Annotated in this window: 18 protein-coding genes and 1 other annotated feature (1 of these 19 running past the window's edge); of the genes, 3 read left to right on the forward strand and 15 right to left on the reverse strand. The window is 34.5% G+C overall.

The window, feature by feature from the left end:
- Positions 1-7 (reverse strand) — a binding site (T-box leader); it reaches 255 nt to the left of the window's first position.
- 147 nt (positions 8-154) lie between these two features.
- From WMO42_RS11805 to WMO42_RS11820, 4 genes are all read right to left on the reverse strand, one after another.
- A complete protein-coding gene (locus WMO42_RS11805; protein WP_055174248.1) occupies positions 155-1,477 on the reverse strand; it encodes a hypothetical protein in 1,323 nt (440 codons plus the stop codon).
- Between the two features lie 32 nt (positions 1,478-1,509).
- Entirely contained in the window at positions 1,510-2,619 is a 1,110-nt protein-coding gene (locus WMO42_RS11810) for a DUF58 domain-containing protein (protein WP_090139765.1), read from the reverse strand.
- Entirely contained in the window at positions 2,616-3,551 is a 936-nt protein-coding gene (locus tag WMO42_RS11815; protein WP_022502100.1) for a MoxR family ATPase, read from the reverse strand. Before WMO42_RS11815 ends, WMO42_RS11810 begins: the two co-directional genes overlap by 4 nt.
- Before the next feature lie 139 nt (positions 3,552-3,690).
- Positions 3,691-4,155, reverse strand: coding sequence for an Lrp/AsnC family transcriptional regulator (locus WMO42_RS11820; protein WP_055174245.1), 465 nt, complete (start codon positions 4,153-4,155; stop codon positions 3,691-3,693).
- A gap of 294 nt (positions 4,156-4,449) precedes the next feature.
- Here WMO42_RS11820 and WMO42_RS11825 point away from each other — a divergent pair, with 294 nt between their 5' ends.
- Positions 4,450-4,779, forward strand: a complete 330-nt coding sequence (locus WMO42_RS11825; protein ID WP_055174244.1) for a DUF1292 domain-containing protein — start codon at positions 4,450-4,452, stop codon at positions 4,777-4,779.
- Here the strand turns inward: WMO42_RS11825 and WMO42_RS11830 are convergent.
- The 11 genes from WMO42_RS11830 to WMO42_RS11880 form a co-directional block, all read right to left on the reverse strand.
- Positions 4,749-6,671 carry an ATP-dependent helicase gene (locus WMO42_RS11830; protein WP_349192392.1) on the reverse strand — a complete coding sequence of 641 codons (1,923 nt, stop codon included), beginning with the start codon at positions 6,669-6,671 and terminating at the stop codon, positions 4,749-4,751. The two genes, WMO42_RS11825 and WMO42_RS11830, sit on opposite strands and share 31 nt — an antisense overlap.
- 9 nt (positions 6,672-6,680) lie before the next feature.
- Positions 6,681-7,181 carry a transcription elongation factor GreA gene (gene greA, locus WMO42_RS11835; protein WP_055174242.1) on the reverse strand — a complete coding sequence of 167 codons (501 nt, stop codon included), beginning with the start codon at positions 7,179-7,181 and terminating at the stop codon, positions 6,681-6,683.
- A gap of 46 nt (positions 7,182-7,227) precedes the next feature.
- Positions 7,228-7,887, reverse strand: coding sequence for an energy-coupled thiamine transporter ThiT (locus WMO42_RS11840; protein WP_055174241.1), 660 nt, complete (start codon positions 7,885-7,887; stop codon positions 7,228-7,230).
- 264 nt (positions 7,888-8,151) lie between these two features.
- Positions 8,152-10,170, reverse strand: a complete 2,019-nt coding sequence (locus WMO42_RS11845; protein ID WP_349192350.1) for a hypothetical protein — start codon at positions 10,168-10,170, stop codon at positions 8,152-8,154.
- 393 nt (positions 10,171-10,563) lie between these two features.
- Entirely contained in the window at positions 10,564-10,965 is a 402-nt protein-coding gene (locus tag WMO42_RS11850) for a type II toxin-antitoxin system HicB family antitoxin (RefSeq protein ID WP_349153230.1), read from the reverse strand.
- 60 nt (positions 10,966-11,025) lie between these two features.
- Positions 11,026-11,208 (reverse strand): type II toxin-antitoxin system HicA family toxin, encoded by a 183-nt coding sequence (locus WMO42_RS11855; RefSeq protein WP_349153231.1) that lies wholly within the window; start codon positions 11,206-11,208, stop codon positions 11,026-11,028.
- Positions 11,209-11,389: 181 nt separating this feature from the next.
- The gene (locus tag WMO42_RS11860) at positions 11,390-12,067 is read right to left on the reverse strand and encodes a hypothetical protein (RefSeq protein WP_349153232.1); all 678 of its coding nucleotides are present in this window, start codon (positions 12,065-12,067) and stop codon (positions 11,390-11,392) included.
- Positions 12,068-12,266: 199 nt separating this feature from the next.
- The gene (locus WMO42_RS11865; RefSeq protein ID WP_055307171.1) at positions 12,267-12,575 is read right to left on the reverse strand and encodes a hypothetical protein; all 309 of its coding nucleotides are present in this window, start codon (positions 12,573-12,575) and stop codon (positions 12,267-12,269) included.
- Positions 12,576-13,208 carry an ADP-ribosyltransferase gene (locus tag WMO42_RS11870; RefSeq protein WP_349192351.1) on the reverse strand — a complete coding sequence of 211 codons (633 nt, stop codon included), beginning with the start codon at positions 13,206-13,208 and terminating at the stop codon, positions 12,576-12,578.
- 138 nt (positions 13,209-13,346) lie between these two features.
- The gene (locus tag WMO42_RS11875; RefSeq protein WP_349192353.1) at positions 13,347-14,180 is read right to left on the reverse strand and encodes a phage minor capsid protein; all 834 of its coding nucleotides are present in this window, start codon (positions 14,178-14,180) and stop codon (positions 13,347-13,349) included.
- A gap of 8 nt (positions 14,181-14,188) precedes the next feature.
- Positions 14,189-15,058 carry a hypothetical protein gene (locus WMO42_RS11880; RefSeq protein ID WP_349192354.1) on the reverse strand — a complete coding sequence of 290 codons (870 nt, stop codon included), beginning with the start codon at positions 15,056-15,058 and terminating at the stop codon, positions 14,189-14,191.
- Positions 15,059-15,209: 151 nt separating this feature from the next.
- Here WMO42_RS11880 and WMO42_RS11885 point away from each other — a divergent pair, with 151 nt between their 5' ends.
- Both WMO42_RS11885 and WMO42_RS11890 read left to right on the forward strand, forming a co-directional pair.
- Positions 15,210-16,163 carry an SIR2 family protein gene (locus tag WMO42_RS11885; RefSeq protein ID WP_349192393.1) on the forward strand — a complete coding sequence of 318 codons (954 nt, stop codon included), beginning with the start codon at positions 15,210-15,212 and terminating at the stop codon, positions 16,161-16,163.
- 688 nt (positions 16,164-16,851) lie between these two features.
- The gene (locus WMO42_RS11890; protein ID WP_349153236.1) at positions 16,852-17,922 is read left to right on the forward strand and encodes a tyrosine-type recombinase/integrase; all 1,071 of its coding nucleotides are present in this window, start codon (positions 16,852-16,854) and stop codon (positions 17,920-17,922) included.
- Positions 17,923-18,054 lie beyond the last annotated feature (132 nt).

Below are 18,054 nucleotides of genomic sequence, written 5' to 3' on the forward strand. Positions count from 1 at the left end.
CATTTACTTATTATCAATTATTGAAATGATAACGCATATAATTTAAAATGTCAATAGAATTTTCAATTATGTATTGCAATATTAAATCCGATTATACATTGCAGTATTAAATGCAATATTAGGTCCAGCTATATATTTGAGCTATGTATTAAAATCATTTGAAGTTCTTAAGAAAACTTATATCTTCCTCTGATACTTCACCATTAGAATATCTCGCTTTCTCATAGTCATCTGTTATTCTTCGTGCTTTTGCTTCATCATCAGTTATCAGTTTGCTCGTAATCTCTTCCGGCATCATATGCGAATCAACCTTTGCACCTGCCAACTTAGACTTTGTGACAACCTTTTTGGACTTGGCATATTTCTTATAAAGCTTTCTGTACCGTATATTGGCTTTATCTTTAGTATCCTTAACCTTAACACTTTTCTTTACTTTATATTCCTTTTCCTCGTCATTATTAATATATTCCACTTCATCTTTATCATTATCTAATGACTTTCTGAACCTGGAAGCATATCTGACTATTGTCACTATTATTAATATAATCACTCCGATTATAAGGAATATTGCAACCACCTCCATAAGAGCATTACCAGCCGCATTATTAACCATAACATCCATCTCATCCTCTACTGGTTCAGGGGAAGTTGTCGTTTCTTCTATATAATCGTCCATTACTGTATCATCATCTCCGCGGAGCATTAATAACAGTTTTAATATCCATTTAATAATTGCAAGCAATGCCATTCCAATCATAGAGAATATATTGCCATATCTTCCGTGATAGAATATAAGCATGCCAAATACCAGAAGCAGTCCGAACACAATCATTATAAGCACATTAATTCCCATAATTCTTCTGGCCGGGAATTCTGATTTACCTTCATTAAATACGAACACCTCATACAGCCTGCTTACCTGATTATATACGAACTGGCATAATACAAACATAACAAATAAAAATGCCTGTATTTCCATAAGCACAGAATTACCTTCAATACCTCCTAATATATAAAAGCCTATCATAAATATTCCATATGCTATATGAAGCTTCTCACTCGCATTAACAGCAATCAGCATATCATCCTTGCTCTTACCAGTTTCATCATATATATTTTCCTGAACTCGCTCATATTGCTTCTTGTTTACATATAGATTCTTTAACCTTATTGAGTGTCCAGATATTGCCGCTGCGCATATCACATAACCTGCAAACTCCAGATCTGTGTCCGCAAGCAATGCCGCTATAACAACGAACACAAGATTAATCACCATAAATAATGGATAACTTTTAATATATTTTCTTGAAAAATATGTAACTATAGCTGGAATTATTACAATAAGGCTATAATATGCCTTAGATGTGTCATTACCGGCAATTCCTATATACACTCCCGCCGCCATTGATATGTACGCAACACACAATATAAGTATTTCCGTTATGATTTTACTATTTCTTAGATGTCTTATCTGCATCTTACTCTCCATTCCCACACTGCTTATACATTCTAATCAAGCTTTTCCAGATACAGGCTTCCATTGCCTGATACAACACACGGAACAATCCATATTTTATTCTGTTGTTTAGACATAAGTCTTTCTGCTGAAAGCTTTAATTTTCCGTGCTTGTTAGCTGATATAAGAACATACACCGAATCCTGCCTTTGGTTCTTATTATTGTATTCCTGCATATTATCAAGAATAATGCTGAATTCCTGCATAGGAAGCTTCAGATCTATTCTTGCAAATGCCGTGTTGATACGTCCAAAATGTGACAGTCCGCTTCCAGCCTCTATCACTGTCTGCTCCTTAGTATCAATATCACAGCCATTAGATGTTACAGATACATTGATGCCCTTTCCTATAAGAAGCTGGGCCAGACCTGCCGCTATTGATATTGCCTGTTCAATAACATCTTCCTGCATAAGAACGCCCTCGCTTTCAAGATTAAGCAGGATACATACATTACGGCTCACTGTTTCATTATACTGATTAACCATAAGCTTTCCCGTTCTTGCACTGGCATTCCAATTAACATCCCTTATGCTGTCATAAGACTGGTAATCTCTTATTCCTGCAAATACGAACTTATCCTCTAACAGATATTTTCTTCTTTCAAGCTCACCTAAAATACTGTTATTGACCTGTAAAAGATTATTAACATTTTCTGGCTTGGGATATACTGTAATCATATGATTAACATTTTTATTATTAATCATAATATCGTTCATAAAAGCACCTGCAAATACAGTTTCAATGGCCTCTAATCTATATACACCCCTTCTGGCACACAATACATCTATCTTTCGTGTTACCCTCTGGTTAGAAAGAAGTGAAAATACATCGTTGCGGTAAGTCTTATCTGTAATTCTGGAATTATTGTCCTCCTGCCCAAACACCAGATTCTTGTCTATGCTGAATTTAATATTAACACAAGGCAGTGGCATTCTCTTAGCATTAGTTACTGTCTCCACCATCTTGATAGTATCACCTTTTGTAGCTGTATTGCTGGAAAATGTAACATCAACCGATAAATTCCTGCTCCAGTTATCCCTGTAGGCAACCCTCAATATGTTGTATACAATAACAACACCTATAAGCATTAATATTATATTCATCTATTGCTCCATTCTTCAGTAGGCACCTCTACCTGTGATAATGCCTCATTTATTGCCTGTTCCCTGTTCTCCTTAACAACTATTCCTGTATTAAATACAAGTCTGTGTCCCCATACGCATAAAGCAAGCTCTTTAATATCTGATGGAACAACATAATTACGTCCATTAACATAAGCGTATGCTCTTGCTGCATTAACCATAGCTATTGAACCTCTTGGGCTTATTCCTATTGCAACACTTCCCATATTACGTGTAACTTCTGCAAGCTTTACAATATATTCTATAAGCGAAGGATGAATATATATATTTTTAACCTCATTCTTCATAGCTTTAATATCTTCTTTGGAACATACATTAGAAATATCTTCTATTGGATTATCCTTAAGAAAACGGTTAAGTATTGTAATCTCCTCTTCCTTATCCGGATATCCCATTTCAAGCTTCATAAGAAATCTGTCAAGCTGTGCTTCTGGAAGCGGATATGTTCCTGCTGTTTCTATTGGATTCTCTGTGGCTATTACAATAAATGGTTCATCTAACTGTAATGTATCACCATCTATAGTAACCTGATGTTCTTCCATACACTCAAGCAATGCTGACTGTGTTCTTGGTGTAGCCCTGTTAATTTCATCAGCAAGAATGATATTCGCAAATACAGGTCCTTTCTTTAATACAAAATCTTCACTCTTCTGGTTATATATATGTATTCCTGTTATATCTGATGGAAGCAGATCCGGTGTGAACTGCACTCTTCCAAAATCGCAGTCAATACTTTTTGCTAATGTCTTGGCAAGCATTGTCTTACCCATACCCGGAACATCTTCCAAAAGAATATGTCCACCTGCAAGTATGCTTGTAATTACTTTTTTTGTAACTTCCTCTTTACCGACTATAACCTTTGAAACATTATCTAATATGTCTGTTATCTGCATTTAATTACCCCGCCTTTTCTTTAATTATATATTCTGTGCCTTACCTCATTTCACATATTAATATAGTACCAAAAAACCACAGATGTATCAATAACACCTGCGGCTTTCTCACATAGAATTTTACCAAATTTTATTATACTTATGCCTGTGGTTCTTCTCCCGGAAGCTCCTGATTAACATCAATTCCTCTTGGTGCAACAGGAGTTGAGAATACTATCTGTGTACTTGTCCTTCCGAACTTCTGTAACTGTCCGATAAATGTATCAAGCTCCATTGTACTTGGAAATACAACCTTAAGAAGCATTGAATAATTACCTGTAACACAGTTACATTCAACTACATTAGGGCAGGTTTTGATAAATGGATAGAACTCCGGCTTCTGTACAGGTGCAACCTCAAGATTAATAAATGCTGTTATATGATAGCCTAATTTAATCTGGTTAATCTTAACCCCATAGCCTTCTATTATTTCTTCTTTCTCAAGTCTTTCTATTCTTGCTGAAACTGCTGGTGATGATAAAAACACATTTTCAGCCAATGCCTTAAGTGGCATTCTCGCATTATTCTGAAGTAATGTAATTAATTTCTTATCAATTTTGTCCATAGTTGTCCTCCATTAATCTGTGGCATTGCTTTCTTAACATCAAAAAAGAGACAACCCGAGCCTTGTATGCCTGAATTGTCCCCTTTGACTTAACATATTAATTTATATGTAATATACACCTTTTTTTATAAATTGACAACCCCTAATTTTATGTTTTTTTATAGTTCTTTATTATTTTTCTTAACTTTTTTTCGTGTGTCTTCTTAATTTTTCTTTTATAATGTTTGCTTTTTATACTACTTATATGGTAAAGTTCTTATTGTATGTTAATGACTATATTTAATGGAGGCACTTATGTCAGATAATAAAGATTTTAATAACAACTCTGAATATTCAACAGTAACATTATCATTAGATGATGGCACTGAGTTAGAGTGTGCAATAATCCGTACTTTCCCAGCAGGAGATAAGAACTATATTGCACTTTTACCTATTGCAGATATTGATGAAGAAGAAAGTGAAGTATACTTATACAGATTTTCTCTTGACAGCAACAACGAGCCAGTTCTTGAAAATATCGACTCTGATGAAGAATATGAAATCGTATCAGATGCATTTGACGAAGAACTTGATGCTATGGAATATGAAGAACTCTACGAACAGGAAGACTCTGAGAACGAATAATCAACATAATGGTCATCTATCTCAGTAACAAATCTTGAAATGGTTGTATCCTTGTTATATCTGCTTTTAGCATATAACAGATACAACTTTTCTTTTGCCCTTGTCATCGCAACATACATAAGCCTTCTCTCCTCTTCTATCTCATAATCAAGCACAGCTTTATTATAAGGAATTATCCCCTCAACCACGTCCATAATAAATACCACTTTGTACTCAAGTCCTTTACAACTATGCATTGTATGAAAATGTACTGCATTATCGTTATCTTGCGGATAAGAATTTTTAGAAGCCTTTATATTCTCAACTAATACTGCATTTTTAGAATTATTCATACTTATATTATTGTTATTAATATATTCCAGCCAGTTATCTATTGTGTCAAACTGCTTTGCCATTTCTTTGAATTCTTCAATCTTATCGTAAGCTTCTGTCCCGTTAATCCTATGCGTTAATATATATTCCTTATAATATTCTTCATAACCAATACCTTTAATTATATAATTAACCGCCGCATATGGCGACATATTTTTAATTATATTCATATCAAACTGCCAATCATTGATTATATTTATCATTTCAGCATTATTCTCATAAGAAGCTCTTAGCTGTTCATAACTAAAAGGTTCTTTTATAAATGTCCTTTTTATATATCTTAATGGTTTATTGACAATCCTTAAGATATCCTCTCTTTTACATTTTCCCTTTGACACCTTAATATATGCAAGCATATCCTTAACAGCCCAGTAATCATATATATTCTCCTGTTTCTTCTCCGAAATGCAGGGAATTCCATCATCAATAAGTCTGGAATAATATATACCATTAATACTGTTGGTTCTTGATATAACAGCAATATCTGATGGTTCAATGCCATCTTCTATCAGCTTCTTTATATTATCCGAAAGCATTTTCTTAAGACTATGTATATCTTTTGCTCCCTGTACCTGTATACATTCTCCTACAATACCTGCTGATTTGATATTTTTGTAATAGCGTAGAGAATTATTACCAATAAGGCTTCGTGCTGCTTTAACAATATTATCAGTACACCTGTAATTGACATTCAGATTTATTATTTCTGCATTACTATAATACTCTTTAAATGCAAGCATAATATCAGGCTTAGAGCCTCTAAATCCATATATACTCTGATCATCATCTCCAACAGCAAATATATTCGCACTTTCCCCTGCAATCAATTTAATTGTGTCAAACTGCATTTTATTAATATCCTGAAATTCATCAATAAGAATATACTTGTATTTATCCTGCCACGCAGCTTTATAATCAGCCCTCTGTGTAAGAAGCTCATTGCACAGAACTACCATATCATCATAATCTATAAGCCTTCTTGATATAAGCATTTTCCCATATTCTTTATATATTATCCTGAATGTTTCGTCGGGACAGGCTGTACTGATATACTCATCTATATTAAGACAATCATTCTTTACCTTGCTTATCTGTGATAAAATGCTGTTTACCATTTCATTTTCATCTGAATATTCAAGTTCAAAGCTTATAAGCTTGTCCCTGATAAAATTATATTGTAAATCTCTCGTAATAATGGAATTAACTGAATAATTATATGCGTGACGCAGTATCGTAAAAAACACCGCATGAAATGTACCAAATGTAACTGGCACATTAAGACTTCCTTCTAAAGACATAAACCTTTCTTTCATAGACACCGCCGCCGCTTTGGTAAAAGTTATAACCAGTATTGATGACGGCTTGATATTATGCTTAATAATAAGGTTATATACTCTGTTAACTATAACTGTGGTCTTTCCCGAACCCGGACCTGCAATAACAAGTGCAGGTCCATCTTTAAAATGTATTGCTCTATTCTGTGCTTCACTTAAATGTATATCTGTTCTGCTAATGATTATCCACCTTTCTTAGAAGCTCATAATCTTATCCCCTGAATCATCTGTGTTCTCAATAGATAAAATCTCAATCCAATAGCTTATATTACTGTTGACGACCACTTCTACCCTATCTCCAGCCTTGTGTCCAAGTATTGCCTTGCCAAGAGGCGATTCAATACTTATAAGTCCTTCAAGAGAGTCACCTCTTACCGTTGTCACAAGCTTAATCTTCTCTGTAGAACCATCGTCCTCATATTTAACTTCAACTGTATTATTAACACCAGCCTCATCATCTGCCGACTCTTCTGATATTACCGTTGCTGTCTTAATCATTCGCTGAAGATATCTTATTCTGCTCTCATTCTGATTTTTGAACTTCTTGGCGGCATAATACTCAAAATTCTCACTCAAATCGCCCTGTGCCCTTGCTTCTTTAACATCATCAAGAGCTTTTTTCCTCACAATGTGAACCCTGTATTCGATCTCATCTTCCATTTTCTTGATATCACTTGGAGTAAGTTCATTATTCACGATTACAACATCTCCTTAATATAAACATACCATTACTATAAAAAGGCTATTCATTGCTTGTCTGTTTAACATATAAAATAGCTTTCTTTACCGGTGGAAGCATAATTACAATTATTGTAATAATTCCTTCTGCACCTATATATGCCGCATTATATGCTAACGAATATAATACAGCACTATTAAAGAATTCCGGTGTATACACCGCAAAGAATATCCAGCCTGATAAGAATGAGAAGAAGAATCTTCCAGCAATTCCTGCTATATAACCTTTAACCAACCCATTCCTGGAATTAGCAAATATTCCTGATAATCCTAATGCACCAAATGCAAAGATATAGTCAAGAAACATCTGTGGCAGACTGATAATATATGGATTAACAATAAGCTGTAATACTCCATACGCTATTGAAGCTGTCATACCTGCACTTATTCCATACCAGTATCCTATAAGCACGATAAACAGCATACTAAAAAGTGTTACTGAACCTCCCATAGGCATCTTAAATATAGTAATAAACGAAGTTAGTGTAGCGAGTGCAATAGCCATAGCTGATGTCACAAGCCTCTTTACGCTGTGTGTCTTCTTATCCTTTACTATAAAACCAACAGCCAGCATAACAATGACTACTGCTATCAGCACTACATATCCCAGTGGTGTAAGATTATAACTTATACCATCCTCACTCACAATCTTTGTTGCAAGCACTTATATCGACCTCCCCAATATTAAATAATTATATATTCTTTTAGTATTATAACATATTATTAAATATATGCAATATTCCGGAATAAAAAGTCGTAGAATATGTTTTTATTGAAGTCTGGGGTGTTAGCGGATTGTTCGGATTGCATAGCAATGTAGCAATCCAAACACCACAATAAGGGTTAAAATTCCTTTTAACCCTTACATCGTTAATATTCTATCAACTATTATAATCAATATATGATGTCTTGTTTATTTATCATCTTTCTACCAGAATAATTCCCTATATGAATACTCACCTCTGTAATTGGAAGCATTGTAGTCCGGATACTTATATGGCTTGTAAGCATTTTCCATCGGCTCATCATCCTGCGTGTATATATACATATAATTATAATCCCACGTTACAATTTCATCTCTTGCATCACCTAAAAGATTAACCGCCTCCGTGCAAAGAGTTGGGTGTCCGTCATCAGGGAACTTTACAACCTGTATTCCATTACCATCTATCATTCCACCTCTCTTAACATCTGCATTAAGAAGTATGAAATCCTGTCCATCACCTGTCCAGTTAACCGGTGTAAGAAGATTACCATTAAGCTCATTCTCCATTTCCCACATATCATTGCCTTCACTGTCGTAGAAATATATAATGCCCTGATGTCCCCAGAAATTAACTACAGCCATCTCATATCCTTCTTTATCCGGACAGTAATTAGCAAGACTCACTCTCTGTGCGTGTCCAATTCCGTCCTGTTTTAAAATATTACCTTCAAAGTCACAAAGAATAAAACCTTGTGTACCTGCAACACACGCAAAGAATTTTTTCCCTTTATTAGGACCTGTTTCAAATCTTCCTGGTACAATTTCATCAATGTGGTCTACCTTAAACGGCATAGTCCACATTTTCTTTCCATTACAATCAAGCATATTATATCCAACCAGCAGTTCATCATAGCCATCACCATTAATGTCAATTGCAAATGGAAAATGTCCTGTATTCTTATCACTCTGAAAATGCCACATAACTTCAAGGTCATCATTTAACGCATATACCCTGCAATATCTGTCCTTAATAAGAATATCCCCTGGCTTATCAAGTCCTCTGAAATTGCATATCCTCATTCCATCAGGGTTAATTCTGTCAAATGCATATTCTCCATCAGGAACACCTATAATTGTGCCATCTTCTTCCATTGTCGATAATGGTGTCTTTGCTCTTTTCTTAACATTTCCTGTCTTTCCGTCAAGTATAAGCACCTCGAAATTCTTGGCAGTTATAACCTCATCGTATCCATCACCATCAATATCATATATCTGCATTGGCATATCAGCAGATATATTTCCTATCTCCATATTATCTGTAGGTTCACCATACTGCCATAATATATTACCATCCAAATCCATAGCTGTAAGACAGCTTATAGTTCCATATGCATCTCTGTTGACTCTTTTCTGACACTGGGCAAGCACCATCTGATACTCTCCATTACCAAGCAGGTGTCCAAAACGCACCTGTCTTCCTGTTCCACAGCCTTTAAGGTCTATCTTCTTAACAAGCTTCATCTTTGGATATCTGCTCTGTGCTTCTGTGCATTTATTACTGTATTCTTCCCTCTTAGCTTTAATTCTTTCATCTGTCTTTTCATCTACATTGACATTAATGTAGCCAAATGCCGCTGGTATAGTAGCCGTAATTGCTGCCTTTCCCCCCTGTACAGCATAAACTGTATCAATATCTATATATTTAGTGCCATTAACATAGCACTCAACATGACTGCCGTTAACACTTACATTTAATATATATGTATCGTCACTATTATAATCAAATGCTTTACTTTCAAGCTCTTCAACATTTTCTTTATGGCGGTAAACAAGCTTTACCTGCTTATCCTCAAACATAAATACAAGCATATTAAGCGAATTCTGTGCACAGAAACCAATACCGGCATTTCCCCATTTAGTGTTAAACATTCTGACACTTGCCTCTATATCATAATCTTTCCAAAATCTGTCCCCTGTTTCAAGTGTCGGAAAAGTTCTATGTGGCTCTGTATTATGAAGTCTCATCTGCTCCATATAATGCTTCCCACAATACTCCGTAATAACCCATGAAGCACCCTGTCCGTTATATCTGTAATTACACACTGGGTCATACCATTTTCCATAATACCCTGGATATTGCACAAAATGATACTCTCCCATTGCCGAATGATTCTTATCATATGGAAACTCTCCGATTGGAAAATCTTTAAAATCTTCTTTAAGCAAATATATACTCTTCATAACAATTCCTCCATCAATGTGATAAAAGCAGCACACATTCCATTATAAGCTGCTTATCACGCTAAAATATTTAGTTGTCGTTCAAGAAACTATTGTTAATATACTACATTTTCATTAGCAAGACAAGACATTTATTTAATAAAAAAGATGTGGACATTTAATCATTTATCGATGTCCACATCCCACAATGAATATCAAAAAGAGAGCCTTTAGATTTCTCTAAAAGCTCTCTAAACAGCATAAATGCTAGCTTTCTATTAGAACTTACCTTCATCAGCAGCCTGCTGTACAGAAACTGTGAACCCGCTATTTATCAGGGTTAAAGCCCTATTTGTAAGTTACCTGTTACTTACACACTAATTCTTGTATTATTGTACACTGTTTTTCACATATTTAGTTACTTGCTCTTTTTAAAAGTGCATCTTGAAGAACACGTGAAAAATTAATATTATTCTTTTCTCCATATGTGTTTAACCAAGCTGGTATGGTTATATTTTTTCTTACTGTTTTATCACCATACTTTTCAGCATAAGCATCCATATCTAATACAAGCATACTTACAAAGCTTTCTGGGTCTTCAAGTTTTATATTTTCCTTCCGTAATGATGGAGCTGGAATATTATTTCCTTCTTCTAATTCACCTAGTACCCAACCACTAGCCGCATCTACTCCCATTTCAATAGCATCTACTAAGTCTTTTCCTTCTGTAACACATCCTGGAAGGTCTGGAACTTCTACTGTGTAACCTTCTTTTTCTATACAAGGTGTAAAAACTGCTGGATATACTAGTTTCATAATTAACAACCTTCTTTCTATAATCTATATTCTCTAACCATTATTATAAGCTGTGCAGGACTATTTAAGTCCTGCCTGCTTAAGTACTGAGTTAGCCGTTCGTATATCGACATCTCCTCTATGGTTAGGTATCGTTACTTTTCCTGCTTTAGTTGGATGCTTATACTGCATATGCGAACCAACTTGCTTAACGAGATACCAACCGTCATTTCTTATAAGCTTATCAAGCTCTCTGACAGTCATCAACTCATCTCCTTCCTTGGTATCTTATCTATAATTATATTATACACATTATACGCATAATGTCAATATTTTATGCGCATAATGCGTGTGTTTTTATATGCCAGCAGGGAACTGATAGAAACAGAAATGGATGAGTAGGAGTTTCTACCTTATTTTATAGAATTCTTATCACATTATAATATTAAACTCTTTCAATGTTACGGATATTAATTGCACTTGTTACTGTATTACCAATACCAATTACTGCACGATCACCATTAATCTGAATAACATCATATTCATCATAGTAAAGGTTAAATGCTCGGTCAGTGTCATAATCGACATTAAGAATAACTCTTACTTTATCACCAACTTTTATATCTGCATTATCGCAGCCTTCATCATTTGAATTGTCGCTTGATATAATACAGCAATCGTTGACCCAACCTGTTCCATTATTTATTAAGTAAGGATTGACCGCCCAAGGAATAACCCTTGTAATTGTTCCACTATTAAATCCCTCTGATGGTGTAAGTCCGGATTCTGATGTTGATGAAGCATATATTGTATTATACTCAACGCAATCTCCAATCTGATACTGTAACTGCTCTGTATCAACTACATCAGTTTCAGCATTATTATCTGAGATTGAATTATCATTGCCATCAATGTCATCTCTGTGATCATATTCATTTGCTTTTATAAGTCTGTCAAAGACGTCATCACGCATAATGTCAAAATCTACCCTTGTCCCATCATTAAGATAATAATCACTGCTTTCCTGTGATATAGCAAATTTATCTTCACATATCTTTCCATCATTATTCCAATGAGCTTCCCAGATGAGGGCGCCGTGCTCTATAAGTTCATCTACATTCATATATTCATTGAGCCAGCTGTGGCTTCTGGATATTTTACTGGCATAATTTACCTCCATTTCTTTTTATTAACGTAATATATTCTGCTTCAACTTTATCATATCTTTCTCGTAAATACTTAATTTCTGCATAATCACTTATCTTACCCACATTATATTCATTTATACCAAGTGCGTCACTTGATATATAAATACACCTATATTAATAATTAAGAGGTTTACCTGCTTTTATCCATTCTTCAAATGTTATATCTTTAGGTAAAATTTTCCAATTCTGTAAAACTTTAAATGTTGTTCTATTATTTTTTTCTATTTCCTCATCAGTTCTCTTCGGTGGATTTATAAATCTCTCACGTTCTTCTTTTGTTAATTTTTGTTTTTCCTCCTCCGTAAAATTAACTTCACTAAGTTCCATCCTAAGTTTAAAACATTCTTCTGGAGAAAGTTCTTTTCCTCTTTGCATTTGCTCTGCTTCTGGTAGTAAAAGCCATTCTCTTGCTGTTAACTTCATTTAATCCGCCTCCTCTAAAAGAATATGCCAAATCTCCCCGACTAATATTTTTGAAATAACTTTAAATTTACTATTTCGCTCATAAAGGACTTCATTTTCATTTAAGCCAATAGAACTTATATCTCGCCCATTTTTTGTATTTTGTATATAAATTTTTATTTTTGCTAAATCATTATATCCTTCTGTCTTTGATGTACTCCAGTATTGTTTAATTGTTATTATTGTTCCTTCAACATATTCACTTACAAATTCTTTAATTCTATCTTGCTCATCCTTCCTGTCAGAAAAATCAACAGTTCTTATTAAATCCCCATTGAATTTTGATATTTTTGACAGTGCTGCATCTAAATTGTTTACAAGTTGTTTATGTTCTGATTTTAAATTTGATAAATCATTTGCATTTCTTAAAACATCATTTATAATATATGCTTCAAAGCTCTTATATTGTGTAACTGCTTGTAATTCTTTATCTGATAAATTCATTATATCATTCTTATGTAATTCCTCAATATGTTTTTCAGAACTACCATTAAATAATATACTTTGCTCCCACTGTTCCTTTCTAGCCGCATACATTTTCTGATTATCCGGGTCTAATGAGTACTTAGCCAACCTGTCAAACTTCTCAACCATCCTGCCTGCATATTGCTGCTTCTGATCCTGCTTGTAATCTTCATTGACCTTTTCTAACTCTTCCTTGGTAAACTTACTGTCTGGCTCTTCATCCAGCTCAGGGAAATATGTTGTATGTACGTCTTTGCAATTAGGTCGTCAAGGATGGTAAAGACCCGCTGCTATTGCCGAAGACATTAACGGATAATTACCATCACTTGCATCACCTCCACTCCACACATCATCTATCAGCACCTTTCCAACAAATGGAAGGCACTTAGGACAGGCATTAGCACGCTTATTCATAATAACTGTACTAATTCCCCAAGACTGTCTCATTTCTCCCTCTCCAGTTAGATATGCACGCTTGCTGGCTGTCTGAATAGCCATTCTGGCATAATCTTTTACTGTATGCCTGCTGCCATTCGCATATTCAATACAGTTAATACCAGCTTTAAGAAAATCTCTTGTAGCCATATCAACTGCTTTCTCATATGTTCCTGCACCCGTATTCGCATACACCTGAGCATTGAATATTATCTGCCGGTATTTATCCTCCGACATTCTTAACATAGAATGTTCAGCTCTAGTAAAATCCGCCTTTGTGGCTTTTATAAGTGCATCTAACTTCCTGGTATTTAATTTAAAAAAAGCACCCTCAGTGCCCTGTGACACTTTGGATGCTTTAAGCCCTTTTTTAATTGCCCTTAATATCTTCTGTTCCTGCTCTGTACCGCCTGCCTGCCTGGCAGCGTATATCATTGCATCTATCGAATCATTGATATTACTGAATGACTTTTTAAACTTCTTTTTGTTTTCAGCCTTATATCTCTCCAACGCCTTTATCTGTTCCACCTGCCATTGTGTCCAGTTAAATCCCTCTTTAGTCTCTTCTGCCCTGTGGCCGTCAAGATTCCGTATCATTGAAGCTATCAGCTCATCTTCTATAGCTCTAAAGGCTTTCTCTATGTCATAATCTGTGTTAAGTGCCATAAGTTACCTCACTTGTTATCAAAACCTGTGAAACTGTTATCAGCGCCATCAACTGTGAAGTCATCTGCCTGCATATTAAGTGCCGGCTCTTCCATATCAGATATACCCTGTTCAGCCTTAAGCCTTGCAATCTCTTCCTGCTTCCATTCATCATCCTTGGTATCTCCATACAGCTCATCAACAGATGCCTCTATGCTCATAATACCGCCCTGCTTAGCCTTGCTGACTGTCTCAACCTGGCTCTCAAAACTAGGATTCGCATACTCGCCAAATGTCACATCAATATCTATATCCTTAATTGGTGTCTTATGAAATGTATCCATAGCCTTAAATACTATATCTACAAGCTTTGGAAGCACCTTCTGCAACTGTCCTACAATGTTATTTCTGCTATATAATGTTGCTTTTTCCTTTTCTCTCTGTGCTTCCGCATTATCCAGCTTCTTAACATCTATACCCAGCGTTGATGGACTCATAATACCTTGTAAACAGAGATCTAATGCTGTTATATATGTTGCAAGGTAGCTTTCGTGGGGAATATTCCCCTGTACTAGGTCTATTTTATTAGTTTGTCCCTCTTTCATACTTGCCTCTGTACTTATATAAGCATTATCAAAGGCATTGGGCTTTAAAACCTTTCCTGTGTACGGATTTCTTGGGAGCATATTTTCTGGAATGTATTCCTTTGTTCTGTTTTTCCTTAAGGCATCCATCCACTGTGACCAAGTCTCATCTAGTGCATCAAAATTATCTATTTTGGCATCAAATATGCTCTTGCCTCTTCCTTTATATCTGGCTGATTTATAAAACATCATAGGAACTGCCATAATAAAATTGTCATTCCATACTACATCTGAAAGCCCTGCAAGCTCAGGCACTGTATCCAGAGGGCATTCCTTGTCTCCATTTACAAGCTTATATCTAACATATCCTATTCCATAATGCTCAAGAAGAACATTAAAATCAGCGAATTATCTTAACAAAGAAAAAGAATTATTCCAAAACCTAAAAAATAAAGTTTCTGCTGTCATAACCACTAATTATGATCAATTTCTGGAAAAGGAGATTTTTAATAATGATTACACTGTTTTCAGACACCAGTATGAATTATTTTCCGCTGACAGTTATAATTCAGCAGAAATTTATAAAATACATGGATGTGTCACTGATGCCGATTCTATCATTATTACTGAAAAAGACTATAAAGAATTTACTGATTCAAGAAAGCTAGTTATTGCTAAAATGCTTACTCTATTTTCTGAGTCACCAATAGTATTTTTAGGATATTCTTTCACCGATGAAAATATTCGTAACATTGTAGCAGATTTCTTATCTTGTCTTACAAATGAACAACTAGACAATATTGACGAACATTTTGTATTTATATCATTTAAAAAAGGGGAACGTAAATTAATTGAAACCAAAAATACTATTATTCTTCCTAACGGGCAAAAAATACCCGTTACTGAAATACAAACAGATAATTATCTAAAAGTATTTAGTACACTTAACAAAGTTGTTCCTGGAATATCTCCAATTAGAATTCGTGACACTAAGCGCATTGTTCGAAAAATTGTTGATGAAAACCTTGATTCAGCTAATGCAGAATCAATAATTGTTGGATTAGATGACCTTGATAATATGGATTTATCTTCAAAACCATTAGCTATTGCTGTCGGATACCGAGATAACATTCTAAACAAATACGGATATGGTCTAGTTGATACTGCACTTATATTTGAGGATATTATTTATGATAACAAAAATTTTTCTGCTAAAGAAATGTGTACTGTGCGATTCAAATCTATACCTTGCAATCTGCTTATGCCTGTATATAAATATATTAAAAAAGCAAATTACACATTAATACCAGATTCTCACTTAAAAGTATATGTAGATAAGCACAGCACAATTGATTTAATACTTGGCACATCTGTAAAGAAAACAATTAGCAAATTGCCACACTATACTAATTTTAATTAACTTAAGGCTGGCATTGAAGAACAAGAAGACATTAAGAAAGTTCCTGCTTTAATATTAGCCAATATAGATTTACTTGATATTAATACTATGCGTACTCTTTGCAAAGATATGTTTTTGAAATCAACACCTGAACTACTTAAAGATAACACTTACTTCAAACGATGTGTAATGTGTCTAGATTATTGGGAAAATTATCAATCTCAATTAAAAGAAGAATAGCTAGTGAACCTTTTTTGGTACACACCAAAAACATCACTAGCTAAACTCATAAAATATATACGAACATTTAAATATGTTCTTTACAACTAATCAATTCACAAGAATTTTTGGCCGTTAGGTAAACCCTATTATAGCATTAAATTCCATAACGTGAACCACAATCAAATAATAACATTATGGTTGTTGAATGTCAATTTTTTTTCACTTTTTTTACAACTTTTTAGTCGATAAAATATAACTTTTTTCTACATTTAATAATGTTAATAAAAACCCTTGTGCTACCAACACAAGAGCCTTTACCACGATACTTACATAAGTTAGCTGTGCCTATGATATAATACCGCCCTGAACAAGCTGTATTATATCATTCCTGACACCACTTTTGCAAGTAGGTGTTATTTTTATACTCTAATTTAACCAATTAATAAGTTACACCGGTGCAACTTCGATTAACGAAAGGAATGATAATATGAAATTAGCTAATGGAATGGGTAGCGTATATAAGCTATCTGGAAGAAGACGTAAACCATGGGTTGCTCGTAAAACAAAAGGCTGGGATATTGATGAAAAAACTGGAAAAACCAAACAGCTCTACATGACTATTGGATATTTTCCCACAAGACAGGAAGCTCTTACTGCTCTTATTAATTACAATGAAAATCCATATGATATAGAAATCAATAACATAACATTTGAAGAAGTATACGACAAATGGAGCTCTGAACATTTTTTAAAAATATCTCAAAGTGGTGTAAGAAGTTGGATAAGTGCTTTTAATCATTCCAAACCGCTTCACAAGATGCGTATGAAAGATATCCGGGCTAATCATCTTGAAGGAACAATACATAATGCTAATGTTGGTGAAGCTACCAAACAACGTATGAAAAGCTTATATAATCTTATGTATCGATATTGTCTGAAAAATGATATCGTTGATAAAGATTATGCAGCCCTTTGTGAAAGTGTATCACGTGGAGAAACCAAAATAAAGCGTGTACCATTCTCTGATGAGGAGATAATGAAGCTGTGGGATAACATAACATATCCATTCACTGATATGGTTTTAATAGGCATATACAGCGGTTGGAGGCCTCAGGAGCTGGCTATTCTTAAGATAGCTGATATAGATTTAGATAACTGGTCCTTCACCGGCGGTCTGAAAACTGATGCTGGCCGTAATCGTACTATACCTATTCATCCAGCCATCCAGAAGCTTGTTAAACAGAATTATGATAAAGCCATACAAATGCATAGTGCTTATCTGTTTAATGATCAAAATGGACAACAAGGTACGTATCTTACTTATGACAAATATCGTGGTCGCTTTAATAAAGTTATGATGAAGCTTAACCTGAAGCATAAACCACATGATACAAGACATACATTTATCAATGCTGCTAAAGCAGCTAATATGAACGAATATGTATTAAAGATAATCGTTGGCCACGTTATAGAAGATGTTACAGAAGCTGTATATACCCACAGAACTGTAGATCAACTTCGTGAAGAACTTATTAAAATCGACCTTCCTAATCCATAATATAATATCAAAACAGACTGCTGATTATCACATACTGCAGTCTGTTTTTTGTTAGTTATGTGTTAGTTACGTCTGTTAGTTACCTGTTAGTTACTTGTTAGTTACGTCTATAAATTCACGTTATTTTATACA

The organism is Lachnospira sp. CLA-JM-H23, assembly GCF_040096425.1.
Classification (GTDB): Bacteria; Bacillota; Clostridia; order Lachnospirales; family Lachnospiraceae; genus Lachnospira; species Lachnospira rogosae.